30 protein-coding genes are annotated in these 23,877 nt (G+C 60.4%); 21 read left to right on the plus strand and 9 right to left on the minus strand.

Annotated features, from left to right (window positions below; all coding sequences use genetic code 11):
- Positions 1 to 72: 72 nt before the first annotated feature.
- Together IG629_RS12930 and IG629_RS12935 are read left to right on the plus strand one after the other, a co-directional pair.
- Positions 73 to 771: a dienelactone hydrolase family protein gene (locus tag IG629_RS12930; RefSeq protein ID WP_193172349.1), complete on the plus strand. Its 699-nt coding sequence runs from the start codon at positions 73 to 75 to the stop codon at positions 769 to 771.
- A gap of 18 nt (positions 772 to 789) precedes the next feature.
- On the plus strand, positions 790 to 1,764 hold the full coding sequence (locus IG629_RS12935; RefSeq protein WP_193172350.1) for a quinone oxidoreductase family protein: 975 nt from the start codon (positions 790 to 792) through the stop codon (positions 1,762 to 1,764).
- An 88-nt stretch (positions 1,765 to 1,852) separates the two neighbouring features.
- On the opposite strand, the gene rho is transcribed toward IG629_RS12935, so the two are convergent.
- The 3 genes from rho to hemE all read right to left on the minus strand — a co-directional run bounded on the left by rho (position 1,853) and on the right by hemE (position 4,815).
- Entirely contained in the window at positions 1,853 to 3,115 is a 1,263-nt protein-coding gene (gene rho, locus IG629_RS12940; RefSeq protein WP_193172351.1) for a transcription termination factor Rho, read from the minus strand.
- A 206-nt stretch (positions 3,116 to 3,321) separates the two neighbouring features.
- Entirely contained in the window at positions 3,322 to 3,756 is a 435-nt protein-coding gene (hemJ, locus tag IG629_RS12945; RefSeq protein ID WP_193172352.1) for a protoporphyrinogen oxidase HemJ, read from the minus strand.
- Positions 3,757 to 3,783: 27 nt separating this feature from the next.
- Positions 3,784 to 4,815, minus strand: coding sequence for a uroporphyrinogen decarboxylase (gene hemE / locus IG629_RS12950; RefSeq protein ID WP_193172353.1), 1,032 nt, complete (start codon positions 4,813 to 4,815; stop codon positions 3,784 to 3,786).
- A gap of 406 nt (positions 4,816 to 5,221) precedes the next feature.
- On the opposite strand from hemE, the gene IG629_RS12955 reads away from it, so the two are divergent.
- From IG629_RS12955 to dnaQ, 4 genes are read left to right on the plus strand one after another with little or no spacing between them, the layout of a single operon-like run.
- A complete protein-coding gene (locus tag IG629_RS12955) occupies positions 5,222 to 6,046 on the plus strand; it encodes a pyruvate, water dikinase regulatory protein (protein ID WP_319025078.1) in 825 nt (274 codons plus the stop codon).
- On the plus strand, positions 6,046 to 6,684 hold the full coding sequence (locus IG629_RS12960; protein WP_193172354.1) for a Maf family protein: 639 nt from the start codon (positions 6,046 to 6,048) through the stop codon (positions 6,682 to 6,684). The genes IG629_RS12955 and IG629_RS12960 overlap by 1 nt, the downstream gene beginning before the upstream one ends.
- Before the next feature lie 4 nt (positions 6,685 to 6,688).
- Positions 6,689 to 7,285, plus strand: coding sequence for a dephospho-CoA kinase (gene coaE / locus IG629_RS12965; protein WP_193172355.1), 597 nt, complete (start codon positions 6,689 to 6,691; stop codon positions 7,283 to 7,285).
- Positions 7,278 to 7,970, plus strand: coding sequence for a DNA polymerase III subunit epsilon (gene dnaQ, locus IG629_RS12970; protein ID WP_193172356.1), 693 nt, complete (start codon positions 7,278 to 7,280; stop codon positions 7,968 to 7,970). The genes coaE and dnaQ overlap by 8 nt, the downstream gene beginning before the upstream one ends.
- Here dnaQ and secB read toward each other — a convergent pair whose 3' ends face one another.
- Genes secB through IG629_RS12985 form a run of 3 tightly spaced genes read right to left on the minus strand, consistent with a single transcriptional unit; the run spans position 7,971 to position 9,650 of the window.
- Positions 7,971 to 8,489 (minus strand): protein-export chaperone SecB, encoded by a 519-nt coding sequence (gene secB / locus IG629_RS12975; protein WP_193172357.1) that lies wholly within the window; start codon positions 8,487 to 8,489, stop codon positions 7,971 to 7,973.
- A gap of 46 nt (positions 8,490 to 8,535) precedes the next feature.
- Positions 8,536 to 9,090: a histidine phosphatase family protein gene (locus tag IG629_RS12980; RefSeq protein WP_193172358.1), complete on the minus strand. Its 555-nt coding sequence runs from the start codon at positions 9,088 to 9,090 to the stop codon at positions 8,536 to 8,538.
- Positions 9,091 to 9,131: 41 nt separating this feature from the next.
- Entirely contained in the window at positions 9,132 to 9,650 is a 519-nt protein-coding gene (locus IG629_RS12985; protein ID WP_193172359.1) for an FxsA family protein, read from the minus strand.
- 161 nt (positions 9,651 to 9,811) lie between these two features.
- Here IG629_RS12985 and IG629_RS12990 point away from each other — a divergent pair, with 161 nt between their 5' ends.
- The 7 genes from IG629_RS12990 to IG629_RS13020 all read left to right on the plus strand — a co-directional run bounded on the left by IG629_RS12990 (position 9,812) and on the right by IG629_RS13020 (position 15,680).
- Complete coding sequence (locus tag IG629_RS12990) at positions 9,812 to 10,483, plus strand: Tim44/TimA family putative adaptor protein (RefSeq protein ID WP_193172360.1); 672 nt, start codon at positions 9,812 to 9,814, stop codon at positions 10,481 to 10,483.
- Between the two features lie 40 nt (positions 10,484 to 10,523).
- Positions 10,524 to 11,705 carry a murein transglycosylase A gene (gene mltA, locus IG629_RS12995; protein ID WP_226886667.1) on the plus strand — a complete coding sequence of 394 codons (1,182 nt, stop codon included), beginning with the start codon at positions 10,524 to 10,526 and terminating at the stop codon, positions 11,703 to 11,705.
- A 63-nt stretch (positions 11,706 to 11,768) separates the two neighbouring features.
- The gene (locus tag IG629_RS13000) at positions 11,769 to 12,545 is read left to right on the plus strand and encodes a (Fe-S)-binding protein (RefSeq protein WP_319025079.1); all 777 of its coding nucleotides are present in this window, start codon (positions 11,769 to 11,771) and stop codon (positions 12,543 to 12,545) included.
- Positions 12,545 to 13,978: a LutB/LldF family L-lactate oxidation iron-sulfur protein gene (locus IG629_RS13005; RefSeq protein WP_193172363.1), complete on the plus strand. Its 1,434-nt coding sequence runs from the start codon at positions 12,545 to 12,547 to the stop codon at positions 13,976 to 13,978. Before IG629_RS13000 ends, IG629_RS13005 begins: the two co-directional genes overlap by 1 nt.
- Positions 13,978 to 14,664 carry a LutC/YkgG family protein gene (locus IG629_RS13010; protein WP_193172364.1) on the plus strand — a complete coding sequence of 229 codons (687 nt, stop codon included), beginning with the start codon at positions 13,978 to 13,980 and terminating at the stop codon, positions 14,662 to 14,664. The genes IG629_RS13005 and IG629_RS13010 overlap by 1 nt, the downstream gene beginning before the upstream one ends.
- Before the next feature lie 22 nt (positions 14,665 to 14,686).
- Positions 14,687 to 15,289: a Smr/MutS family protein gene (locus tag IG629_RS13015; protein ID WP_193172365.1), complete on the plus strand. Its 603-nt coding sequence runs from the start codon at positions 14,687 to 14,689 to the stop codon at positions 15,287 to 15,289.
- A 19-nt stretch (positions 15,290 to 15,308) separates the two neighbouring features.
- Positions 15,309 to 15,680, plus strand: coding sequence for a helix-turn-helix domain-containing protein (locus tag IG629_RS13020; protein ID WP_193172366.1), 372 nt, complete (start codon positions 15,309 to 15,311; stop codon positions 15,678 to 15,680).
- A gap of 16 nt (positions 15,681 to 15,696) precedes the next feature.
- On the opposite strand, the gene hslU is transcribed toward IG629_RS13020, so the two are convergent.
- Positions 15,697 to 17,004, minus strand: a complete 1,308-nt coding sequence (gene hslU / locus IG629_RS13025; protein WP_193172367.1) for an ATP-dependent protease ATPase subunit HslU — start codon at positions 17,002 to 17,004, stop codon at positions 15,697 to 15,699.
- 53 nt (positions 17,005 to 17,057) lie between these two features.
- Positions 17,058 to 17,621 carry an ATP-dependent protease subunit HslV gene (gene hslV / locus IG629_RS13030; protein WP_193172368.1) on the minus strand — a complete coding sequence of 188 codons (564 nt, stop codon included), beginning with the start codon at positions 17,619 to 17,621 and terminating at the stop codon, positions 17,058 to 17,060.
- Positions 17,622 to 17,790: 169 nt separating this feature from the next.
- Here hslV and hisB point away from each other — a divergent pair, with 169 nt between their 5' ends.
- From hisB to IG629_RS13065, 7 genes are read left to right on the plus strand one after another with little or no spacing between them, the layout of a single operon-like run.
- Positions 17,791 to 18,399 carry an imidazoleglycerol-phosphate dehydratase HisB gene (hisB, locus tag IG629_RS13035; protein WP_193172369.1) on the plus strand — a complete coding sequence of 203 codons (609 nt, stop codon included), beginning with the start codon at positions 17,791 to 17,793 and terminating at the stop codon, positions 18,397 to 18,399.
- Positions 18,396 to 19,073 carry an imidazole glycerol phosphate synthase subunit HisH gene (gene hisH, locus IG629_RS13040; protein ID WP_193172370.1) on the plus strand — a complete coding sequence of 226 codons (678 nt, stop codon included), beginning with the start codon at positions 18,396 to 18,398 and terminating at the stop codon, positions 19,071 to 19,073. Before hisB ends, hisH begins: the two co-directional genes overlap by 4 nt.
- 11 nt (positions 19,074 to 19,084) lie before the next feature.
- Positions 19,085 to 19,639 (plus strand): GNAT family N-acetyltransferase, encoded by a 555-nt coding sequence (locus IG629_RS13045; protein ID WP_193172371.1) that lies wholly within the window; start codon positions 19,085 to 19,087, stop codon positions 19,637 to 19,639.
- Positions 19,636 to 20,379, plus strand: coding sequence for a 1-(5-phosphoribosyl)-5-[(5-phosphoribosylamino)methylideneamino]imidazole-4-carboxamide isomerase (gene hisA / locus IG629_RS13050; RefSeq protein ID WP_193172372.1), 744 nt, complete (start codon positions 19,636 to 19,638; stop codon positions 20,377 to 20,379). Before IG629_RS13045 ends, hisA begins: the two co-directional genes overlap by 4 nt.
- Positions 20,379 to 21,140 carry an imidazole glycerol phosphate synthase subunit HisF gene (hisF, locus tag IG629_RS13055; RefSeq protein ID WP_193172373.1) on the plus strand — a complete coding sequence of 254 codons (762 nt, stop codon included), beginning with the start codon at positions 20,379 to 20,381 and terminating at the stop codon, positions 21,138 to 21,140. Before hisA ends, hisF begins: the two co-directional genes overlap by 1 nt.
- The gene (locus tag IG629_RS13060) at positions 21,137 to 21,457 is read left to right on the plus strand and encodes a phosphoribosyl-ATP diphosphatase (RefSeq protein ID WP_193172374.1); all 321 of its coding nucleotides are present in this window, start codon (positions 21,137 to 21,139) and stop codon (positions 21,455 to 21,457) included. The genes hisF and IG629_RS13060 overlap by 4 nt, the downstream gene beginning before the upstream one ends.
- Positions 21,458 to 21,488: 31 nt before the next feature.
- Complete coding sequence (locus tag IG629_RS13065; protein WP_193172375.1) at positions 21,489 to 21,854, plus strand: histidine triad nucleotide-binding protein; 366 nt, start codon at positions 21,489 to 21,491, stop codon at positions 21,852 to 21,854.
- A gap of 30 nt (positions 21,855 to 21,884) precedes the next feature.
- Here the strand turns inward: IG629_RS13065 and IG629_RS13070 are convergent, their stop codons facing one another.
- On the minus strand, positions 21,885 to 22,283 hold the full coding sequence (locus IG629_RS13070) for a DUF427 domain-containing protein (RefSeq protein ID WP_319025080.1): 399 nt from the start codon (positions 22,281 to 22,283) through the stop codon (positions 21,885 to 21,887).
- Between the two features lie 301 nt (positions 22,284 to 22,584).
- Here IG629_RS13070 and IG629_RS13075 point away from each other — a divergent pair, with 301 nt between their 5' ends.
- Complete coding sequence (locus tag IG629_RS13075; RefSeq protein ID WP_193172376.1) at positions 22,585 to 23,847, plus strand: pentapeptide repeat-containing protein; 1,263 nt, start codon at positions 22,585 to 22,587, stop codon at positions 23,845 to 23,847.
- Positions 23,848 to 23,877 lie beyond the last annotated feature (30 nt).

The following is a 23,877-nucleotide window of genomic DNA, read 5'->3' on the forward strand; positions in this document are numbered from 1 at the left end:
AACGGAGCGTGGACACGGGATCACCCGCACGCCTAGTCTCTCGCCAATGACAGCTTCAGAGGGAGGCATTCAATGGCATATGTGACAGTCAAAGCCGCTGATGGCGGCTCTTTTCAGGCCTATCACGCGGCACCCGCAGGTGGCGGAACAGCCCCCGGCATCGTCCTGATCCAGGAAATCTTTGGCGTTAACAAGGTGATGCGCGATCAGGCCAACGCCTACGCAGCCGAGGGTTATCACGTGCTCTGCCCGGATATCTTCTGGCGCATCGAGCCCGGTATCGACATCACCGACCAGAGCCAGGCCGAATGGGACAAAGCGTTTGAGCTGTTCAATGCTTTCGATGTGGATAAAGGCGTCGAGGATCTGAAGGCGACCCTCGCCCATATGAAATCCATGGATGGCTGCAGCGGCAAGGCGGGATCCGTCGGCTATTGCCTCGGCGGCAAGCTCGCCTATCTGATGGCTACCCGGTCCGATGCCGACTGCAATGTCAGCTATTACGGCGTCGGCCTGGATGAGCTTCTGGGAGAATCCTCCAGTATTTCCAAACCTTATCTGAACCATATGGCATCCGAAGACGGTTTCGTCCCGAAAGAGGCGCAGGCGAAGATCAAGGCCGGTCTGGCAGACAATCCGCAGGTCACACTGCATGTCTATGAAGGCCAGGATCACGCCTTCGCACGTCAGGGAGGCGCGCATTACGATGCGGCAGCAGCCAAGACGGCCAATGCCCGCACCGCAGACTTCTTCAAAACCCATCTCGGCTAAAACAAGGGAACAAGAAAAATGGTCAAGGCAATCCAGTTCAAGGCACCGGGCGGTCCGGAAGTTCTCGAAATGACCGATATCGATCTCGCGGCCCCGGCGGCCGGCGAAATCACCGTGCGGCACACCGCAATCGGCCTCAATTTCATCGACACCTATCACCGCAGCGGTCTCTATCCCCTGCCGCTGCCCTCCGGTATCGGTATGGAAGGCGCAGGCGTGGTCGAGGCTCTCGGCAGTGGCGTCTCGGACCTAGCCGTGGGTGACCGGGTGGCTTACGCCTCCCCGCCTCCGGGTTCCTATGCCGAGGCCCGTAACATCGCGGCTGATCGCGTTGTGAAGATCCCGGCCGGTGTCGAGGACCAGACCGCCGCAGCGATGATGCTGAAGGGCATGACGGCGCAGTATCTGATCCGGCAAATCTACAAGGTCGGCAAGGGCGACACGATCCTGATCCATGCCGCGGCCGGCGGCGTCGGCCAGATCGTCAGCCAGTGGGCCAACCATCTCGGCGCCACCGTCATCGGCACCGTCGGCAGCAAGGAAAAGGCGGAAATCGCCAAGGCCAACGGCTGCCATCATCCGGTGCTGTACAATGACGAGGATTTCGTCGAGCGGGTAAAGGAGATTACGGACGGCAAGATGCTGCCGGTGGTCTATGATTCGATCGGCGACACCACCTTCGAGAAATCCCTCGATTGCCTGCGTCCGCGCGGCCTGATGGTCAGCTTCGGCCAGGCCGCCGGCCCGATCCCGCCCGTCAATCTCGGCATCTTCGCGCAGAAGGGTTCCCTCTTCTTCACCCGGCCGACCCTGTTCAACTACATCTCGACCGCCGAGGATCTGCGGGCAACGGCTGGCGATCTGTTCGATGCAGTCTCCTCCGGTGCGGTGAAGATCCATATCGACCAGACTTTCCCGCTGGCCGAAGCCAGGGCCGCTCATGAAGCGCTCGAGGCCCGCAAGACCACCGGCTCGACCATCCTGATCCCGTAAAGATCCGGTCTCTGGACAAACAAAAAGGGCGGTGCTGCAAAGCACCGCCCTTTTCTTTGACCTATATGCCTGATCAGGAGTTCCCCGGTCAGGAATTCATGGCATCGAAGAAATCGTTATTGTTCTTCGAGGTCTTGAGCTTGTCGATCAGGAATTCCATGGCATCGACCGTGCCCATCTGGGTCAGGATCCGGCGCAGCACCCACATCTTGTTGAGGGTCGCACGATCCACCAGAAGCTCTTCCTTCCGGGTACCCGAACGGGTGATATCGATGGCCGGGAACGTCCGTTTGTCGGCCAGCTTCCGGTCCAGGATAATCTCGGAGTTACCCGTACCCTTGAACTCTTCGAAGATGACTTCGTCCATGCGCGATCCGGTATCGATCAGTGCGGTCGCGATGATCGTCAGCGAGCCGCCCTCCTCGATGTTCCGGGCCGCACCGAAGAAGCGCTTCGGCCGCTGCAGGGCGTTCGCATCCACACCACCGGTCAGCACCTTGCCCGAAGACGGCACCACAGTGTTGTAGGCGCGTGCCAGGCGGGTGATGGAATCCAGCAAAATGACCACGTCGCGTTTGTGCTCGACCAGGCGCTTTGCCTTCTCGATCACCATTTCCGCGACCTGGACATGGCGTGATGCCGGCTCGTCGAAGGTCGAGCTGATAACCTCGCCCTTCACCGAACGATCCATGTCGGTCACTTCTTCCGGCCGCTCGTCGATGAGCAGCACGAGAAGATAAGCATCCGGATGGTTCTCGGCGATCGCATGAGCGATGTTCTGCAGCATCACCGTCTTACCGGTGCGCGGCGGCGCAACGATCAAACCACGCTGACCCATGCCCAACGGCGAGATCAGGTCGATCACCCGCGTTGTGGCACCCTGCTGCTTGTTCACCGGATCTTCGAGCTCGAGGTTGAGCCTCTGTTCCGGGTACAGCGGAGTCAGGTTATCGAAGTTGATCCGGTGGCGAACCGCATCCGGGTCTTCGAAATTGATCTGATTGACCTTGAGCAGTGCGAAGTACCGCTCGCCGTCTTTCGGTGCCCGGATCTGCCCCTCGACCGTATCGCCGGTGCGCAGCCCAAAGCGCCGCACCTGGCTCGGAGAAATGTAGATATCATCCGGGCCTGGCAAGTAATTCGATTCAGGCGATCTAAGAAAACCGAAACCATCCGGGAGCGTTTCAAGAACACCCGTACCGTAGATCGGTAGATCGTTATCAGCTAATTGTTTCAGAATAGCGAACATCATGTCCTGCTTGCGCAGAACACTTGCGTTCTCGATCTCCAAGTCTTCCGCAAATGCGAGAAGATCTTGAGGTGTCTTCGATTTCAGCTCTTGAAGATGCATCGTCCTGTCGATGATCAGGTATAACGAATGTTTTGAGAGTTCGGCCTCATGAGCAAGCCGCACGAGTGTGCTGGTTAGAGCAGACTTTTATTATTCGTTCTTGTGCGGGAAAGACCTGACGCAACGCCCTACGGCGATCAGCGCTGTTTTCAATTACAGTGCTTCAGCGCTGAATGTCAAACCCGAATATTTGAGAAAAATGGAATTCATCCGGAAAACGGCTTCACGATCACCATGATGACGATGACGATCAGCAAAATCGTCGGAACCTCATTCGCTATGCGGTAGAAGCGTTCGCTATGCGGATTTGCATCCGCGGCGAATTGGCGTCTCCAGCGCGCCAGTCCACCATGAAAAGCGGTCATGAAAACGACACAGGCCAGCTTCACATGCATCCATGGCTCCGACAGATAATCCGGAACCAGAACCAGCATCCAGATACCGAATACGAACGTCGAAATCATCGCCGGGTTGATGATTGCCCGGAGCAACCGCCGCTCCATCACTTTCAGTGTTTCGGAGAGCTCGGAGCCGGCTCCGGCACCCACGTGATAGACGTAGAGACGCGGCAGATAAAACATCCCCGCCATCCAGGCGACCATGCTGATCACATGAAGAGCCTTGACCCATTCGTAGCTCATGCGTGCGGCTCTCCCCCTCGAATAGCGTCAGCGCCCGGCGCGAACCTGCCGGACAAGCTGTTCCACATGCTCGATCGGCGTGGTCGGCAGGATGCCGTGCCCGAGATTGAAGATAAACGGCTTCGAAGCCGCCGTCGAAAGGATGCTCTCGACTTCCGCCTCAAGTCCGGCTCCACCGGCAAGCAAGGCGATCGGATCGAGATTTCCCTGGATCGGCATCTTGGTCTGGATGTTCTCGACAGCCCAACGGAGCGGCATCGCCGTATCCACCGCGACCGCATCGACACCGGTTTCCTCGATGTAATCGAGATAATGAGCGCCCGCCGCGCGCGGAAATCCGATGATCGGCAGATCCGGATACTGGGCTTTCACTGCCGAGACGATTTTCTTTGTCGGCTCCAGTACCGCCATGCGGAATAGTCGCGACGACAGCACACCAGCCCAGGAATCAAAGAGTTTCAGGACTTCGGCCCCGGCCTTCGCCTGACCGAGAAGATAGGTAATCGTGCCCTCGACCACGATATCGATCAGCTCCTGAAAGCCTTCCGGATCCGAATAGGCCCAGCGCTTGGTGGCAGCGTAATCCTTACTGCTCCCGCCTTCGACCATATAGGTGATCACGGTCCAGGGACTGCCCGAGAAGCCGATCAAGGTGGTTTCGGCGGGGAGGGCTGCCCGAACACGCGACACAGTCTCGTAGACGTTCCCTACGCGCTCTGAGAGGCCATTGATGTCGAGACCCTTCAGCGCTGCACGATCTGTCACCGGTTCCAGAACCGGCCCCTTGCCTTCGACAAAGCGCAGCGGCTGGCCGAGACCGTAAGGCACAATCAGGATATCGGAGAACAGGATAGCGCCATCCATGCCGAACCGGCGGATCGGCTGCAAGGTCACCTCAGCCGCCATCTCCGGATTGAGACAAAGATCGACGAAAGACCCGGCCTCTGCCCTGATGGCCCGATATTCCGGCAGATACCGTCCAGCTTGCCGCATCAGCCAGATAGGAGGGATCTCGGCTGTTTTTCCGGCGAGCACGTTCAGTAGAACTTTATCGGTCATCGATTGACTGTCCGTTTGGTGATAAGCGCGCCACTCCTAACAAAGAATCTTATTATAAATAAGTAGGAAGTGATTGTAGTGGTGCTGTGAGTCCTGTGGATTACCGTTTCGGCACAGGTAATCCACAGTTCTGTTCGGCCCGGAGCATACAGGCCCGGATCGGGGACAAGGAGGGGTAAAAATGTCGCAAGCTCCCGGAATGTATCAGCCCTGATACTTGTGGATAGCGGGGATATCTTGTCTCTGGTCGGCAAGTTGGGAGTTGTGCGCAGTCCGGGAAAAGATTGCCCCCTGCCGAACAACATGCCTGTTAGCGAATGCATGAATGGGTGCAGATTTCCTTTCGGAAGAGATTCCGGATTCTGTAAACAGTTCGTACGCAGTTATCCCCAGCCGGATGTGGAATGTGACCGATACGGATATTCATCTTCACCTGGTGTCTGATGCGACCGGTGAAACCAACCATCAGGTCGCCCGGGCCTGCCTCGTCCAGTTTGAAGGCGTCCGCGCGCGTGAGCACGTCTGGTCCCTGGTCCGAACATCGGGCCATATCGAGAAGGTGCTCGCTGCGGTCAGCGTCTATCCGGGACCGGTGCTTTTCACCCTGGTCAATCCGGAGCTCCGGCAGCAGCTCGAAAAAGGATGCCAGCAACGCCGCGTTCCCTGCATCTCCGTGCTGGATACGGTGGTCAACGCCCTGGGCACCTTCCTTGGTCAGGAAAGCCACGGACGGCCCGGACGGCAGCACGAACTGGACGCGGCCTATTTCAACCGGATCCGCGCCATGGATTACACGCTGGCGCATGATGACGGGCAGATGGTCCATGATCTGGAAGATGCCGACATTGTGATCGTCGGCGTCTCCCGAACCTCGAAGACTCCTACTTCTCTCTATCTCGCGAACAGAGGCTATGCGACGGCGAACATCCCGGTGGTGCCGGGGGTTGCCCTGCCGCAAGAGCTATACAGCCTTAAAAAGCCCTTCGTGATTGCCCTGACCAACGATCCGAACCGGCTGACGCAGGTTCGGCGGAACCGCATGCTGATGCTCCAGCACAGTAACGAGACGGACTATGTCGATCCCGAAAAGGTCCGCGCGGAGGTGATCGAAGCACGCAAGCTCTTTACCAAGGGCGGTTGGCCGGTGATCGATGTGACCCGCCGTTCGATTGAAGAGACCGCTGCGGCAGTGCTTCAGAAATACGCAAAATTTCACGGTCTGGAATCCTGATGACCGAGCCTCTTGATCTCTCTCATCTCGCTGGCACGGGTGAAAAGCCGGTCGTGTTGGCTTCCGGAAGCCGGACCCGCGCCGATATGCTCCGTTCGGCAGGCCTGGCCGTGGAAATACGAAAACCGGCCGTTGACGAGTCCGAGTTCAAACGGAGCCTTCGGGCCGATGGGGCGAGCGCGGCTGAGGTCGCCACGTTTCTTGCGGAAATGAAGGCGAACACAGTCTCCCGTGCGATACCGGAAGCATTGGTGATCGGCGCCGATCAGATGCTTGATATCGATGGAGAGTGGCTGGATAAACCGGAAGACCGGGCTGGTGCCGCCGCGCATCTTCGCCGTCTTTCCGGCAAGCGGCACAGTTTGATCAGCGCCGTGGTCGTTTCAGCCGGCGGAACCCGGATCTGGCACAATATCGCTACGGCAAGCTTGCTTGTCCGTCCGCTCTCCGACGAGTTCATAGACGCCTATCTCGATACGGTCGGTGACAAGGTGTTGGATTCCGTCGGGGCCTATCACCTTGAATCTGTTGGCGCGCAGCTTTTCACTTCTGTCGAGGGTGATTTCTTTACCGTTCTCGGACTGCCGTTGCTTCCGCTTCTCGATTTCATGCGCACGCACAGCGCCCTGCGGACCTGAATTGATGCTGGTCCTCGGTCTGACTGGCTCCATCGGCATGGGGAAAAGCACCGCGGCCGCGATGTTCCGCCGCCTGGGGCTCCCTGTGCATGATGCGGACGCTTCAGTGCATGCGCTTTTCCGGGCAGGTGGTTCGGCGGTGGCACCGATTTCCCGCCGGTTTCCCGAGGCCATCGTCAACGGGGCGGTGGATCGGGAGCGGCTCGGTAAGATCGTGTTTGGCAATGCGGATGCGCTGCACGATCTGGAAGCGATCGTCCATCCGTTGGTGCGTCGCGAGCGGGACCGGTTTCTCGCCCTGCACCGCCGGGCCGGGCGCCGCGCGGCCGTGCTCGATGTGCCTCTTCTGTTCGAGACAGGCGGAGAGGAGATCTGTGACTATGTCTTCGTTGTATCCGCGCCCGCTTTTTTACAGCGGCAACGGGTTTTGGCCCGTCCCGGCATGACAGCGGAGCGGCTCTCTTCTATTCTGGAAAAGCAGATGCCGGATCGTGAAAAGCGTCGGCGCGCGGATTACGTTCTGCCGACCGGCCTGGGCCGAGCCGTTACGATCCGGGTGATCAAGAAGATCCTCCGCCAGCTGGGAATTAGACATGCGTGAACTGGTTCTTGATACGGAAACCACGGGTATCGATCCGAAACAGGGGCACCGGATTATCGAAATCGGCGCCATTGAACTGATCAATCATGTGCCGACCGGCGAGAGCTATCACGTCTATATCAACCCGGAGCGCGAGGTCGAACAGGGCGCGTTCGAGGTCCATGGCCTTTCAACAGAGTTCCTTGCCGACTATCCGAATTTCGCTGGGGTCGTGGACGGGTTTCTGGAATTCGTCAGTGACGCAACTCTGGTTATTCACAATGCCAAGTTCGACATGGGGTTTATCAATGCCGAGCTGAAGCGGCTCGGCCATCCGGAAATGCCGATGGAGCGGTCGATCGATACGCTGACCATGGCGCGGCGCAAATATCCGGGGGCCCAGGCCAGCCTGGATGCACTCTGCCGGCGGTTCGAGATCGACAACGGGCATCGCGATCTGCACGGCGCACTGGTCGACGCGGATTTGCTGGCTTCGGTCTATCTGGAACTGATCGGCGGACGGCAGCCTGGCTTCGAGCTCGCGGGGCAGGAAAAGGCCGGAGCAGCCGCGCCAGAAATCCGCGAGGCAGTTATCCGGCCGCCGCGCCCGCACGCGCCGAGCCCTGACGAGCTCGCGGCGCATGCAACGCTTATGGAAAAGGTGAAGGACCCGATCTGGAACCGGGCTGGGGAAGCCGCAGAATAATCAGGCGTTGCCTTCGGTCTCGACCGCAGCAACGTCGACGCCGCCGGTTTCCTGACGCTTCAGTTCGTTTTTCTGGAACACGCCCAGGAAATCGATCGGCTGGATATGCAGCGGCGGATAACCGCCATCGGACGTCACCTGCCCGATGATCTGGCGGGCAAACGGGAACAGCAGCCGCGCACATTCGACCATCAGCACATACTCAGCCTGATCAGGCCGCACGTTTTCAAATTGGAAAACACCTGCATAGGACAGCTCGACGATGAAGACCTTCTCGCCTTCGTGAACGCCGTTGACGTTCAGCAGCAGGGTGACCTCGAAGACATCATCCGTCATCCGCTCGGCGCGGACATCTACACCGATTTCGATGTCGGGGCGAATATCGGCACGCAGGCTCCACGGCGCCTTCGGATTTTCGAAGGACATATCCTTGATATATTGCGCCTTCACAGTCATCGAGAAGGTGTTGATCGCTTCACTCTGTTGGGCGGGCGCGGTACCGGTATCTGTGTCGGTCATCGGTTCGATCTTATCTCTGCCGGGTCAATTTGAAGGCGCGTGGGTATCACGGATCGGGGGTGTGAACAACCTCTCCGGCGCCGTCCCGCTGGACCTTGACGACGGTTCCGTTGCCGACCGGCAGGCCCGTGAGACGGTTGATGAAACCCCAGTGGCTGACACAGACAACGCGATCCCAGTCCGTCCGCCGATGGTTGGCATCGAGGAATGCGCTCACCCTGGCATGAACCTCGTGCTCCTCTTCGTGATGATCGGTCCACCATTGCTCATCGATATGGTCAAACGCCAGATGCGGCCAGTCGGCCTGCAACTTTGTTCGCGTGCGGCCGATATCGCAGATAAAATGCCGGTGCTCGCGGATCAACGGCTCGATCCTGATCTCCCGGTCGATGACCTCGGCGATGATATGCGCTGTCTCGAGCGCCCGGCGATAGGGGCTGGAGACAATGTGATCGACATCGTGTCCGCGCAATGCCTGGGCACTGTGCCGGATCTGGGCTTGGCCGAGTTCGGTCAATGCCGGGTCTTCAATTCCCGGGTCGCGGCCGGTGGCTCCATAGACGACATTGAATTCGGACTGGCCGTGACGGACGAACAACATGCAGGTGAAATCCCTCAGATATGGATGCAAAAGCGGTTTGATCAGCGTGGTGGCAGGTCGCGGCCGGAGCCGTCGCCACCAGTTCCGGAATTATCTTCCTTGTCCGTCAGATCCTCGAACTCCGCGTCGATGACTGTTTTGGAACCGGAAGCGCCGGAGGCTTTATCCGACCGTCCCCGGACAATCCAGACGTGAGAGTCGGCGGCCCGTGCGGCGCCCCGGAACAACATTCCGATCAGCACCACGCGCAGCGGCGGTATGAAAAGCAGAAAACCGGCGGCATCGGTCACGAAACCGGGCAGGAAGAGGAAGGCCGCCGCCAGCAGAAGGCCAACCCCGTCAATGATTTCGGCCAGCGGGGTCTCTTCCCGCTGCAGCTGCTCCTGGGCCCGCTGAAGAACGGCCGTGCCCTGGCTCCGGAACAGTATGGCGCCCAGTGCGGCAGTGAGCAGGGTCAGGCCGACGGTTGCCCAGCCGCCGATGATCCCGCCAACTTCGGCGAAGACGAAAATCTCGATGACTGGGATGCCGATCAAGATGAAAAGGATTAGCAGGGCCATAGTTGTTCTTTCAAAAGTGACAGCCTATGTATGCTGTAGTACGGTCGCCCGAAGGTTAAAGCGGCAGGTCTCTGACCAAAACATGGTTGGTCTGCCGAACAAACCGGTGGCGATTTCTTCATCAATGGATAAGGGTTTTCATACCCGCAGTTAAGGACGATATGGGCGACGGTTCCGCTTTGTTCGAGATAATTCTATTCGCAATACTTGCGGGGTTCCTCGTTTTCAAGCTGCGTAGCGTGCTTGGAAAACGCACCGGGCATGAAGAGCGGCACAGCGATCCGTTTTCGCAGGCACCCGAGCAGGGCAACACGTCGGACAACGTGATCCAGCTTCCGGGCCGTGATGCGGATAACGGCGACGCCGATCAGCAGGACGGCGAATTGTCCGAAGCCATGCGCCTGAAAATGGCGGATCCGTCCTTTGATGAGATCGAGTTCCTGAAAGGGGCGCGGACCGCATTCGAATGGGTCGTCGAATCTTTTGCCAAGGGCGATCAGGAAGCTCTCCGTCCGCTACTGGCAGACGATCTGATGTCTGCTTTCGCCGGCGCGATTGATGCGCGCGAGCAGGCGGGCGAGACGCAGGAAACAACGATTTCTTCCATGCGGTCGGCTTTGATCAGCGAAGTTCACCTGGACGGGTCAATTGCCCGGGTGACGGTCGAGTTCATCACCGATCAGGTGAAGGCGACCCGCGCCGAGGATGGATCGGTCGTAGACGGCGACCCGGACAAGATCGAAACCGTGACCGATCTCTGGACATTCGAGCGTGATATTTCCGGACGGGATCCGAACTGGCGTCTCGTCGCAACACGTGTGCCTGAAGAATAAAGCATCGATCACTATGGTCCGAAACGGACTGGAGAATATTTTGACGTGGCGCGGCTTGTGGCTGCTGACAGTTTTGGTTCTGGCCGCATGCACGCCGGATCAGGAACCCGATCGCGCGGACTCGCCTCCGGTCAGCTATAAGAGGACCGACCTTGCGGGACTGCCGGCCTGGAACAGCGACCGGGTCAGCGAGGCACTCCCGGCCCTGAAGCGCTCCTGCGGGAAACTCCGGCGTCAATCCGATACCGCGACCATCGCACCGGCAGAAATCGGCGGCACCGTTGCCGCTTGGCGGGGCGCTTGCGATGCCCTTTCCCGACTGTCCGATGGCAGCGGCGATGGTGCCGTCCGCGATTTTCTCTCAACCTGGTTCGATGCTTACGAGGTCCGGGCGGGCAAGAGCGAGGGGCTCTTTACGGGATATTACGAGCCGGAGCTGAATGGCTCGCTTGAGCGGCGCGAAGGTTTCGAGACCCCGTTGCTGGCAAAACCGTCCGATCTGGTTCTGGTCAATCTCGGGGACTGGCGGACGGGTCTTCGCGGTGAGCGCATTGCCGGCCGGCTGCGTAGCGGCCGGTTGATCCCGTATGAAAGCCGGTCAGAAATCGAGTCCGGGGCGCTTGGCAACAATGCGGAGACGCTGGTCTGGCTCGACGATCCGATTGACGCCTTCTTCCTGCACATTCAGGGATCGGGCCGTATAAGGCTTGATGACGGCCGGGTGCTGCGGGTCGGCTACGACGGCCATAATGGGCACATCTATTATCCGATCGGCCGATATCTCGTGGAAAGCGGTGAGATCGACCGGGAAGCGGTATCGCTGCAGACCATTCGCGACTGGCTGCATCGCCATCCGGATCAGATGCGTGGCGTCATGGACCGGAATCCCTCTTACATCTTCTTCCGCACGATTGATGGCGAGGGCCCAATCGGCGCCCAGGGTGTGGCGCTGACGGCCGGGCGCTCTCTTGCTGTCGATCGGCGTTATATCCCACTCGGCGCACCTGTTTGGCTCGATGTCGATTATCCGGACGAAAGCGGGAAGCCGTTGCAGCGCCTTGTTGTCGCACAGGATACCGGCGGTGCCATCAAGGGTGGCGTACGTGGCGATGTGTTCTGGGGCCACGGTCCGCGGGCGGCTGAAAAAGCCGGACCGATGGCTGCGACGGGTCGATATTTCGTGCTTCTGCCTAAAAATCTCGATATTGCCTTTAAGCAATAGGATGCGGCGTGCCGGTCCATGGCCCCCGCATCCTCAAAAAAGAGATGTGAGTGGGAGCCTGCTGTGTCTGCGTCCGAGAATGCCCGTCCACGCGTCGGCCTGTTCGTGACATGCCTTGTCGATTTGTTCCGTCCGTCGGTCGGGTTCGCAACCCTGTCTCTGCTTGAAAAAGCCGGGTGCGAGGTGATTGTGCCGGAGGCGCAGACCTGTTGTGGCCAGCCGACCTTCAATTCCGGTGACTTCAAGGATAGCCGTGATATTGCCGCCAATGTGATCGAGGCCTTCGAGGGTTTCGATTATGTGGTCGCGCCGTCTGGCTCTTGCGCCGGGATGATCCGGGAGCATTACCCGGAGCTGTTCGAGGATGATCCGGCGATGGCCATGCGGGCACAGCATCTGGCCAAGCGAACCTACGAGCTGACCTCATTCCTCGTGGATATAATGGGTGTGGAGAGCACCGGCGCGGCCTTCGACGGCACGGTGACCTATCACGATTCCTGCTCCGGCCTGCGCGAACTTGAGGTCAAGACCCAGCCCCGCAAGCTGCTGGCAGCCATGGACGGCACCTCTATCAAGGAAATGCCGGGGGCCGAGATCTGCTGTGGTTTCGGCGGCACCTTCTGCGTCAAATACCCGGAAATCTCCGACAAGATGGTGACTCAGAAAGCCGCTGAGATCGTCGAGAGCGGTGCCGATCACCTGCTGGCGGGTGATCTTGGCTGCCTCTTGAACATGGGCGGCAAGCTGAAACGCCTCGGCGCCAGGACGGAGGTTCGGCATGTCGCTGAAGTGCTGGCCGGCATGACCGATCAGCCCTCCATCGGTGAGGGAGAGCGCTGATGGAAGCCACCTCCCACAGCTTCAAACAGAATGCGCGTGACGCACTAACCGATGCCCAGCTGCAGAAGGCGCTCTCCAAGATGCGCCCCGGCTTCCAGCAGAAGCGGGCGGACGTCGTCGCCAAGCTGCCGGAGTTCGAGGATCTCCGCGACCGGGGCCGGGATATCAAGAACCACGTGCTGGAGAATCTCGATTTCTATCTCGAGCGCTTCGAAAGCAACGTCATTGCCAATGGCGGGCAGGTTCACTGGTGCCGGAATTCCGAGGAAGCCCGGCAGACCATCATGGAGATCTGCCGCTCCGTTGATGCGAAGACGGTGACCAAGGGCAAGAGCATGGTGGCCGAGGAAATCGGCCTCAACGAGTATCTGGAAGAGCATGGTGTCGAGCCGATCGAGACCGATCTCGGCGAATACATCATCCAGCTCCGGGGTGAGCCGCCGAGCCATATCATCGCGCCGGCGATCCACGTGAACAAGGAACAGGTCGTCGAGGCCTTCCGCAAGAAACACACCGATTTGCCGCCGGACCGCCCGCTTGAGGAAGTCGGCGACATTACCGACGAGGCCCGCACCCAGCTCCGCTCAAAATTCTTCGCGGCAGACGTTGGGATAACCGGTGCCAACTTCCTGATCGCCGAGACCGGCCAGACCGTGATCGTTACCAACGAAGGCAACGGCGATCTGACCCAGACCCTTGGTAAGGCGCATGTCGTGGTAGCCAGCCTGGAGAAGATCGTGCCGACGCTGGAGGATGCGAGCTGCATCTTGCGGCTGCTGGCCCGCTCGGCGACGGGTCAGGAGTTTTCCGTCTACACCACCTTTTCCAGCGGGCCGCGCCGGGAAACAGATCTCGATGGCCCGGAGTCTTTCCATGTGGTGCTGATCGACAATGGCCGCTCTGCCATGCTCGGCACCGAATATCAGGACATGCTCCGCTGTATCCGCTGTTCCGCCTGCATGAACCATTGCCCGGTCTATGCGGCCGTCGGCGGGCATGCCTATGGCTGGGTCTATCCGGGACCGATGGGCGCGGTGCTCACACCAAGCCTGATCGGCATCGACGAGGCGGGTCATTTGCCCAATGCATCGACCTTTTGCGGCCGTTGCGAGCAGGTATGCCCAATGCGCATCCCCTTGCCGAAAATGATGCGTCACTACCGGGCAAAAGAGTTCACTGAGAACAAGACTACCTCGCAGGTTCGCGCGGGTTTGGGGCTTTGGTCGTACTTTGCCAAAAGGCCTTGGCTGTATCGCCAATCAACCAAGCTGGGGGCTGCGCTACTGCGTGCTCTGGGCGGAAACCGGGGCCGGATCGCGACGTTGCCGCTGGCATCCGGTTGGACCTCGGTTCGTGATATGCCGGCACCGGAAGGACGCACCTTTCAGCAGCTCTACAAGATGAGCGGACACGGCAAGAAGGGGAGCGCGTGATGAGCGAGGCGCGGGAACAGATCCTTGCGGGCATTCGCAAGTCCCTCGGGCGCGGCAGGCTGGAGGGCGCGGCGGCCGAGGCCGTGGAGGCGCGCCTGAAAGGGCATGCGCGTGTTCTGGTGCCGAAGCGCTCCGATGGGGATCAGGCGCACAAGGTCGGTCTTTTCGTCGAGATGGCGGAAGCTGTCTCCTGCACCGTGGACAGGCTGGAATCCCTTGAATCCGTGCCGGAGCGGCTGGCGGACTATCTGCGCCGGGAGAACCTGCCGGCCCGGATCAAGCAGTCCCCGGCCCTGGAAGACACGGTGATCCCGTGGGAAAAGGCGCCTGCGCTTGAAATCACCAGCGGAGCCGCGGTGAACGAGGATGCTGTAGGGCTGACACCGGCCCATGCCGGGATTGCCGAAACCGGCACGCTGATGCTGCATTCCTCAGCCGAAACCCCGACAAGCCTGCATTTCGTGCCGGATACGCACGTGGTACTGCTGCGCGAGAGCCAGATCGTTGGCGCTTACGAGGATGCATGGGACATGCTGCGACAGAAGTTGGGTCTGGAACCGGGAGCAAGTGTGCCGCGCACGGTCAACCTCGTCACCGGGCCGTCGCGGACAGGGGATGTGGAGCAGATCATCCAGCTCGGCGCACACGGTCCCCGGCGGCTTCATATCATGTTGGTCAAGGACTGAGCCCGGAAGCGGAGCGGATTTCATGGCGCGGCGACCGACAGCGGACGAGCTCGATCTATGGCGCAAGGTGGTAGCCGACACGGTGCCCCTGACGCCTGAGCGCCGTGCGGCGCTGGCCGAGGCTGAAGAGACGCCGAAAGTCCCGGAACTCAGCACAAAACAGCCAAAAAAGAGCGCCAAGGGCCAGCAGGCGGCACGCCATCACAGCCGGCCACAAAACGATCCCGGCTTCATCGCCATCAAGGTGCCGAGTGCGCTGGCGGAGCACGATCCGGGCAAGGTCCCCGGGATAGACCGGCGCACGGCGCTCAAGATCAAACGCGGCAAGCAACAGATCGACGGCCGCATCGACCTGCATGGCATGCGCCAGGAGGAAGCCCACCGGGCGCTGAACGGCTTCATTGCCTCTGCCTACAGGCGCGGCCAGCGCTGCGTGCTGGTAATTACCGGCAAGGGCAGCCGCACCGGCGATGGAGAGCGCGAGGCGGGCGTGTTGCGCCGGATGACGCCGCGCTGGCTGACCGACGGCATGAACAAGGATAAGGTGCTGGCCTATTCCCCAGCCCAGCCGCAGCACGGCGGCAGCGGCGCGCTCTATGTCATGCTGCGCCGGCAGAAGAGCTGATGTCAGGGCGAGACGGCAGATGACCCCCTTCGGCGCAAAGATCCGGCAGCTCAGGGCCGCCCGCGGCGTCACCCTGAAGCAGATGGCGACCGCCCTGCAGGTATCCTCCGCCTATCTCTCGGCGCTGGAGCACGGCAAGAAAGGCCGTCCGACCGTCGGGCTGATCCACCAGATCTGCCAGTATTTCGGCCTGATCTGGGACGATGCGGAGGATCTGAAGAAGCTCGCGAAGCATTCGAACCCGCGCGTCGTCATCGATACGGCCGGTCTCAGCCCGAAAGCGACGGAGCTCGCCAACACTCTCGCGATCCGTATCCGCGATCTCGACGATCCACGGATTGACGCGTTGCTTGCCGAACTCGCGCCACCGGGCAAGGGGCCGCGCTACTGAGTGCGGCCCTGTCCGGTCAGAGGATGAACTTGCTGAGATCCGTGTTCTTCGCCAGCTCGCCCACACGTTCGTTCACGTAAGCCGCATCGATTTTCAACGTCTCGCCACCCTTGTCGGAGGCGGTGAAGCTGATTTCGTCGAGCAGCTTTTCCATCACCGTGTGCAGGCGGCGAGCGCCGATATTCTCGACATTCTTGTTGATGTCGACCGTGAGGTCGGCGAGTGCGTCGATGGCGTCGTCGGTGAAGTCGAGGGTGACCTCTTCGGTTGCCATCAGGGCCGTGTACTGGCGCAGCAGGCTGTTCTCCGGCTCGGTCAGGATACGGCGGAAATCGTCCCGCTCCAGTGCCCGCAGCTCGACGCGGTTGGGCAGACGGCCCTGCAGTTCCGGCAGCAGATCGGAGGGTTTCGCCAGATGGAAAGCGCCGCTGGCAATGAACAGCACGAAGTCGGTTTTCACCGGCCCGTACTTGGTCGCCACCGTGGTCCCCTCGATCAGCGGCAGCAAATCGCGCTGCACACCCTCGCGGCTGACATCGCCGCCGCGCTCCGCACGGCTGGTGATCTTGTCGATCTCGTCCAGAAAGACGATGCCGTTCTCCTCCACCGCCTCGATGGCCATGCGGGTCACTTTTTCCTCGTCGAGCAGCTTGTCCGCCTCTTCCTCGACCAGCACCTTGTAGGATTCCGCGACTGCCATGCGGCGCTTTTTGGTCCGGCCACCGAAGGCTTTTCCGAACATATCGTTCAGATTGAGCATGCCCATCTGGGCGCCGGGCATGCCGGGGATATCGAAAGTCGGCATACCGCCGCCACCGCTATCCGCGGTCTCGATCTCGATTTCCTTATCGTCCAGCTTGCCTTCGCGCAGCATGATGCGGAATTTCTGTTTGGTATCCGCGCTTGCGCTTTCGCCGACCAGGGCGTCGACCACCCGGTCCTCGGCCGCCAGCTCCGCCTTGGCATGCACGGATTTGCGCATCTTCTCGCGGACCTGACCGATAGCCACTTCCACCAGGTCGCGGATGATCTGCTCGACGTCCCGGCCGACATAGCCGACTTCGGTGAATTTCGTTGCCTCGACCTTGATGAAGGGCGCTTCCGCCAGTTTGGCGAGGCGCCGGGCGATCTCTGTCTTGCCGACGCCGGTCGGGCCGATCATCAGGATGTTCTTCGGCTGTACTTCCTCGCGGATATCGTCGGCCAGCTGCTGGCGCCGCCAGCGGTTGCGCAGGGCAATGGCGACAGCGCGCTTGGCGTCGGTCTGGCCGATGATGAAGCGGTCGAGTTCAGAGACAATTTCACGCGGGCTGAAGGAGGTCATGCGTGGGCTTACCTATCGTGATAATGCGATGGCCGATCCGGAGATCGGCGGGGTCAGTCGGACTCGAGCGTCTCGAGGGTGAGATTCTCGTTGGTGTAAATGCAGATATCGGCGGCGATCTTCATCGCCTTTCGGGCAATCGCTTCGGCTTCCATGCCGTCGATATCCACCAGGGCCCGTGCGGCGGACAGGGCGAACGTGCCGCCGGAGCCGATGCCGATCAGGCCGTCCTCGGGCTCCAGCACATCGCCGTTCCCTGTCAGGACCAGGGAGACCGACTTGTCGGCCACAGCCATCATTGCTTCGAGCCGGCGCAGATAACGGTCCGTCCGCCAATCCTTGGCGAGTTCGACAGCGGCGCGGGTGAGTTGGCCCGGATGTTTCTCGAGCTTCTCTTCCAGCCGTTCGAACAGGGTGAAGGCGTCCGCCGTGGCGCCGGCGAACCCGGCGATCACGCTGCCGTCGCCGAGCTGGCGCACCTTGCGGGCCTGCGCCTTCATCACCGTATTGCCGAAGCTGACCTGTCCGTCGCCGGCGACGATCACGCGCCCGTTCTTGCGGACCGAAAGGATCGTGGTGCCATGCCACTGGATAGGGTCGGTGGCCTGATTGCTCATTAGAACTCCATGGATAACGTGCCCGTCCAATTTGGGCATCGGCTGGATAACGTCAAGGGAACGCTTCTGGCAAGGCTTGCGGCAAGAGAGCCCTCGCGCAGTCCGGTGATTGGCATTCTGCCGTACTTCCTGCTACATAGCCGCCGTATATTGCCCGGGAGCAGAACCCATGTCGGACAACCGCAGCGCGACCGTCAAGCGCGTGACTAACGAAACCAGCATTTCCGTCGAGCTTTCGTTGGACGGAACCGGAAAATATGACGTCGAGACCGGGATCGGTTTTCTCGACCATATGCTGGATCAGCTGTCCCGGCATTCCCTGATGGATCTGAAGGTACGGGCCGAGGGCGATCTGCATATCGATGCGCACCACACGACCGAGGATTGCGGCTGGGCCATTGGCGATGCGTTGTCGAAGGCCCTGAAGGACCGTAAGGGTATCAACCGGTATGGCTCTTCCTATTTGCCGATGGACGAGGCGCTGAGCCGGGTCGCGCTGGATTGCTCGAACCGTCCCTTTCTTGTCTGGCGGGCCACCATGCCGGCGCAGAAGCTGGGAGACATGGACACGGAGCTGTTCCGTGAATTCTTCCAGGCCTTCAGCCAGGCGGCCGGGCTGACCCTGCATATCGAAAATCTCTACGGCGACAACACGCACCATATCGTTGAATCCATCTTCAAGGGCGTCGGCCGGGCGTTGCGGATGGCGATTGAAATCGATCAACGCCGCGCCGATGCCGTGCCCTCGACCAAGGGCACCCTCGGGGGGAGCCTGTGACCGCCTCTGGCAGCCGGACCACAGTCGCAGTTGTTGATTACGGGTCCGGCAACCTCCGTTCGGTGGCGAAAGCTTTCGAGCGGGTGGCGTCCGAGCATGGAAAAGGCACCGAGATTGTCGTGACGTCGGATCCGGCGGTGGTACGCACTGCCGGTCGGATCGTGCTGCCGGGGGTTGGCGCTTTCGCCGATTGCCGCAATGGACTCTACGGTCTCCCCGGCATGGTCGAGGCGCTGTCTGACGCGGTGCTTGAGAATGGCACGCCGTTTCTCGGTATCTGCGTCGGGATGCAGCTCATGGCGGAGCGCGGGCTGGAGCACGTGACCTCGGAAGGGCTCGGCTGGATCGGCGGCGAGGTCCGCCTGATCGAGCCTGCGCCGGCGCCGGACGGTCTTGCCCTCAAGGTTCCGCATATGGGCTGGAACCAGCTCAACTTCATCCAGAGCGGGCACCCATTGCTGAAAGGCATCGAAGACGGCGCCTTCGTTTACTATGTGCATTCGTATCTGTTTGATGTAGCGGATCGGTCCGATCTGATCGCGGTGAGCGATTACGGTGGAGAGATCGCAGCGCTGGTTGGACGCGAAAATTATTTCGGGACCCAGTTTCACCCGGAGAAAAGTCAGGCCAACGGCCTTGCTTTCATCCGGAACTTTCTCGACTGGGCTCCATGAGGGAGGGCGGCATGGACGACAGCGGCTCTGAAACGCAGCTTCAGGCAGCTCCCACGGTGGAGATGCTGAACGAGTTCGGCCCGGGTGACCTGCAGGATCTGTCTGACGCGGCGGAAGCGGCAATCATTGACGGCGGCGGGTTCGGCTGGATCTCGCCGCCACCGCGGGAAACGCTTGAAGCTTTCTGGCGCGGGGTTCTGTTGATTCCCGAGCGCGATCTTTTTGTTGGCCGGCTTGACGGTGTGATCGCCGGGTCCTGCCAGATCCAGAAACCGGCCCGGAACAACGAGGCGCAGCGCCATACCTGCAGCCTGACGACGACCTTTGTCGCGCCCTGGGGCCGGGGACACGGACTGTCACGGGACCTGGTCGAGATCGCGGAAAAGCACGCGCGGGACGAAGGCTTCAAGGTACTGACGCTGGATGTGCGCGAAACCCAGCATGCGGCGATCCGGCTCTATGAACGGCTTGGCTATGTCCGTTTCGGCAGCCTGCCGCATTATGCCTATGTGCGGGACGGCTTCGTCTCCGGGCACTTCTATTACAAGGATTTGGACGCGGCATGATCCTGTTTCCCGCCATCGATCTGAAAGGCGGCCAGTGTGTGCGGCTGCTCAAGGGTGAAATGGACACGGCGACGGTCTTCAACGATGATCCGGGCGCTCAGGCGCGTCTGTTTCAGGACGCCGGGTGCGGTTGGGTTCATGTGGTCGACCTGGACGGTGCCTTTGCCGGCGAGACCCGGAACGGGGACGCCGTCGACCGCATTCTTGCGGCCGTCGATGTGCCGGTGCAGCTCGGTGGCGGCATCCGCGACATGGCGGCGATCGATGCCTGGCTTGAAAAGGGTGTTGCCCGGGTCATTCTCGGCACCGTCGCGCTGCGCGATCCGGAACTGGTGAAAGCCGCCTGCGCGCGCCATCCGGGCCGCATCGCGGTTGGTATCGATGCCCGTGATGGCATGGTCGCTGTCGAGGGCTGGGCCGAAACCTCGACCTTGTCGGCCGTCGATCTCGCCCGTCGTTTCGAAGGTTGTGGCGTGGCGGCGATCATCTTCACCGATATCGACCGGGACGGCGCGCTCGGCGGCGTCAATGTGGCGGCGACAGCCGCTTTGGCAAACGCGATCTCGACGCCGGTGATTGCCAGTGGCGGCGTTGCCTCGCTGGAGGATCTGGCGGCTCTGAAGGCCGCGGGAGCACCGGGCATTGCCGGCGCCATCTCCGGCCGCGCGCTTTATGACGGACGGATCGATCTGGCGGAAGCGGTCGCTCTTCTGGCCGCGCCCGAAGCGGAGGCCGTCTGATGCTGACAGCACGCGTTATACCCTGTCTCGACGTGAAGGACGGCCGGGTCGTCAAGGGCGTCAACTTTCTCGATCTGGTCGATGCCGGCGATCCGGTGGAGCAGGCCAAGATCTATGACCGTGAAGGCGCGGACGAGCTTTGCTTTCTCGACATCACGGCCAGCCACGAGGAACGGGACACCCTGTTCGATGTCGTCGGCCGGACGGCGGAGCAATGCTTCATGCCGCTGACCGTCGGCGGAGGCGTGCGGACGCTTGAGGATATCCGCAAACTGCTGCTGGCAGGCGCCGACAAGGTGTCGATCAACACGGCAGCAGTGAAGGATCCTGATTTCGTGCGCCGCGCGGCGGAGAAATTCGGTAGCCAGTGCATCGTCGTTGCGGTGGATGCGAAAAGCGTCGGGCCGGATAAATACGAGATTTTTACCCATGGCGGGCGCGAGGCAACCGGTATTGATGCCGTGGCCTGGTCCCAGCGCATGACCGAGTACGGGGCGGGCGAGATCCTGCTGACTTCGATGGACCGGGACGGTACCAAGCAGGGCTTCAACCTGCCGCTGACACGGGCGATTTCCGATGCGGTGAGCATTCCGGTGATTGCCAGCGGCGGCGTTGGCACGCTGGAACATTTCGCCGAAGGCATTCTCGAAGGTCACGCCTCGGCGGTGCTGGCCGCCTCCGTGTTTCACTTCGGCACTTTCCGCATATCCGAGGCGAAAGCGGCGATGGCGAAGGCCGGTATTCCTGTGAGGCCGCAATGAGCGAACATATCCTGGACCGGCTGCACGCGGTCATAGACTCCCGCAAGGGCGCCGATCCGGAAAGCTCGTACACTGCGAAGCTGTTCGACAAGGGTCCGAAAAAGATCGGGCAGAAGGTCGGCGAGGAAGCGGTCGAGGCCATTATAGAGGCTGTTGCCGGGGACCGAGACGGGCTGACATCGGAGAGCGCGGATCTGCTTTATCATCTGCTCGTGCTGTGGAGTGCGACCGGGGTCAAGCCCGATGATGTCTGGGCCGAACTGGCACGCCGCGAGGGCCTGTCCGGGATTGAGGAAAAGGCCAGCCGCTCCGAGTGAGCGCCGGCCGATGGTTAGTGGGGGAAAATCGATGTCCTATGATGAGCAGAATATCTTCGCCAGGATCCTGCGCGGCGAAATTCCCAACAAGACCGTCTATGAAGACGATCACGTTCTCGCTTTCGAGGATATCCAGCCCCAGGCACCGGTCCATGTGTTGGTGATCCCCAAGGGTCCCTACAAGACCATGAACGAGTTTTCAGAGCAGGCGAGCGACGCCGAAATCGTCGCCTGGGTCCGCGCCATCGGCAAGGTGGCGAAGATCATGGAAGCTCGCGAGGATGGGTATCGTCTGATCGTCAACACGGGTGAAAACGGTGTGCAGGAAGTTCCGCATCTCCATATCCACCTGCTTGGCGGCCGACGTCTTGGCCGGATGTTGCAGAAGCAGGACTGACGCCGGGCAGGGCGGTGAGATTACAGGAGGTTATTCCCCCTCCACGATCCGCATTGTATCGCCCCAGAACGAATAGAGCCCGTTGAGCACCGCGGCAAAGTCCAGGCTGCGATAGGCCCAGGCGATTTCCTGTCCTTCCAGTGAAAAATAAACCGCATCCCCTTTCAAAGGGCAGTGCGTGACCTTGTCCAACTGTGCCAGCGGCACAGTCAGAGCTTCCTGCGGCAAATAAAGCCGCGGCTCGAAGGCATGGCGTCCGATCTCGATCACCCGTACCGCATCCCTGCTGTCCGCGACGAGACGGTCACCGAAAAAGATCCGGATTCTGCGCCCTGCGGGCTGTACCACCATGAAATGATGCGGGTTGGCGGGATTGCGAATGGCTCCCTCGACCGGGGCAACAGTGTCGGGCAAATCATTCTCTGCCACAGGTATTCTCCCTCGATGACCAAGACTGAAGATCTTGGGTGCGGCTATCCAAACTGCAAGGACACGGCTGCGCGAACAGGCGCCCGATTGAGTTGAAAATAAGTCTTTTGGTAGGGGTGATTTAAGGATCAGCTTTTAATCCACACCATAGAGTGTTGATTTTATTGATTGATATGCGCTCCTGGATTGATTAAAGTAAAACTCTAAATAGGAACCAATATATAGATAAAACAGTATCCATTTTTTCTATATGTTGTTGTCTGTTTGACCAGACGCCCGAAGACTGGCCTGGAATTACACAATGGTTGTCGATGAACTTCAGCAAGAACTCGACAAAATCGTCTCGAAGCACGAGGCGTTTTTGCGGCGCTATCCAGGCGGTGAAATTGCCGATCTGAGGCAGCGCGATTTGCGTGGCGTTCGTTTGCCGGGTGCGGATTTGCGTCAGGCCTTGCTCGCGGGTGCCAACCTGCAGAACAGCATCTTTGCCGGCGCCAATCTTTCGGACGCCCAGATGCTGACAGCGCGTCTCAGCAATTCCGACCTGTCCGGCAGCCGCCTCGTCGGCGCTAATCTGCGCGGGGCCTCTCTCGCCGGTGCGAAGCTGATGGCGGCGGACATGACCAATGCCGATCTGCGGCCGATGAAGCTCCGCGACGTGCATCACGCGATCGAGCAGGTGGCCGACCTGCAGAACAGCGATATGTCCGAGGCGAAGCTGATCCATACCGATCTCAGTAATGCCAATCTTTCCGGTGCTGTTGCGGTCAACGCGAATTTCTCCGCCGCAAAGCTGGTCGGAGCCAATCTCCATCATGCCGATCTCAGCCGGACGATCTTCAAGGATGCGGTGCTGCAGAACGCCAATCTTCAGGGTGCGAACCTGAGCCAGGCGCAGCTGCGAAACAGCGATCTTTCCGGAGCCGACCTGCGTTCCTGCAATTTCGATGGAGTTGACCTCACCGACGCGGATCTGACCGATTGCCGGATCGCTTCCGGCATGGAAGACCTTCCGGAAGATATACGGCACAAACTGGTCGAGCATTTTCACTGGGTTTCGTCCGGCGGCGTCAAAGGGACGCGAGGGGATTTCCGGGATATGGACCTTTCCGGCATGGATCTGAGCGGGACGGAGCTCAGCGCTGCCGAAATGTCGCGGGTCAAGCTGAACGGAACCAAGCTGAAAGGCTCCTCGCTGCGGCTCGCCAATCTTCAGAATGCCAACCTGACCCAGGCGGACCTGACCCGCGTCGACCTGCGCGGGACTAATCTGAAAGACGCGGATTTGAACGGCGCGATACTGGTTTCCGCCCGGCTGTCCCGGATTTCGATCCTGAAACCGGGGACGCTTGAGGTCTTGCGGGAATGGCCGACGGATCTGCGTGGCGCCTCACTGGTCGGCGCTGATTTGCAGCGCGCCGATTTCGCCGGCGCCCTGGTTGAAGAAACCTGCTTCGATCATGCGGACCTGACCCATGCCTGCTTTACCGAAGTGGCTGTGCGGTCCTGTTCTTTCCTCGATGTTCGAGGCGGCGATCCCGCCATGCTTCAAGAGAATTCCTGAGCCTGCATTTGCGGATTTCCTGAAAATACG

The sequence above is a fragment of the Nisaea nitritireducens genome (assembly GCF_014904795.1).
Classification (GTDB): Bacteria; Pseudomonadota; Alphaproteobacteria; order Thalassobaculales; family Thalassobaculaceae; genus Nisaea; species Nisaea nitritireducens.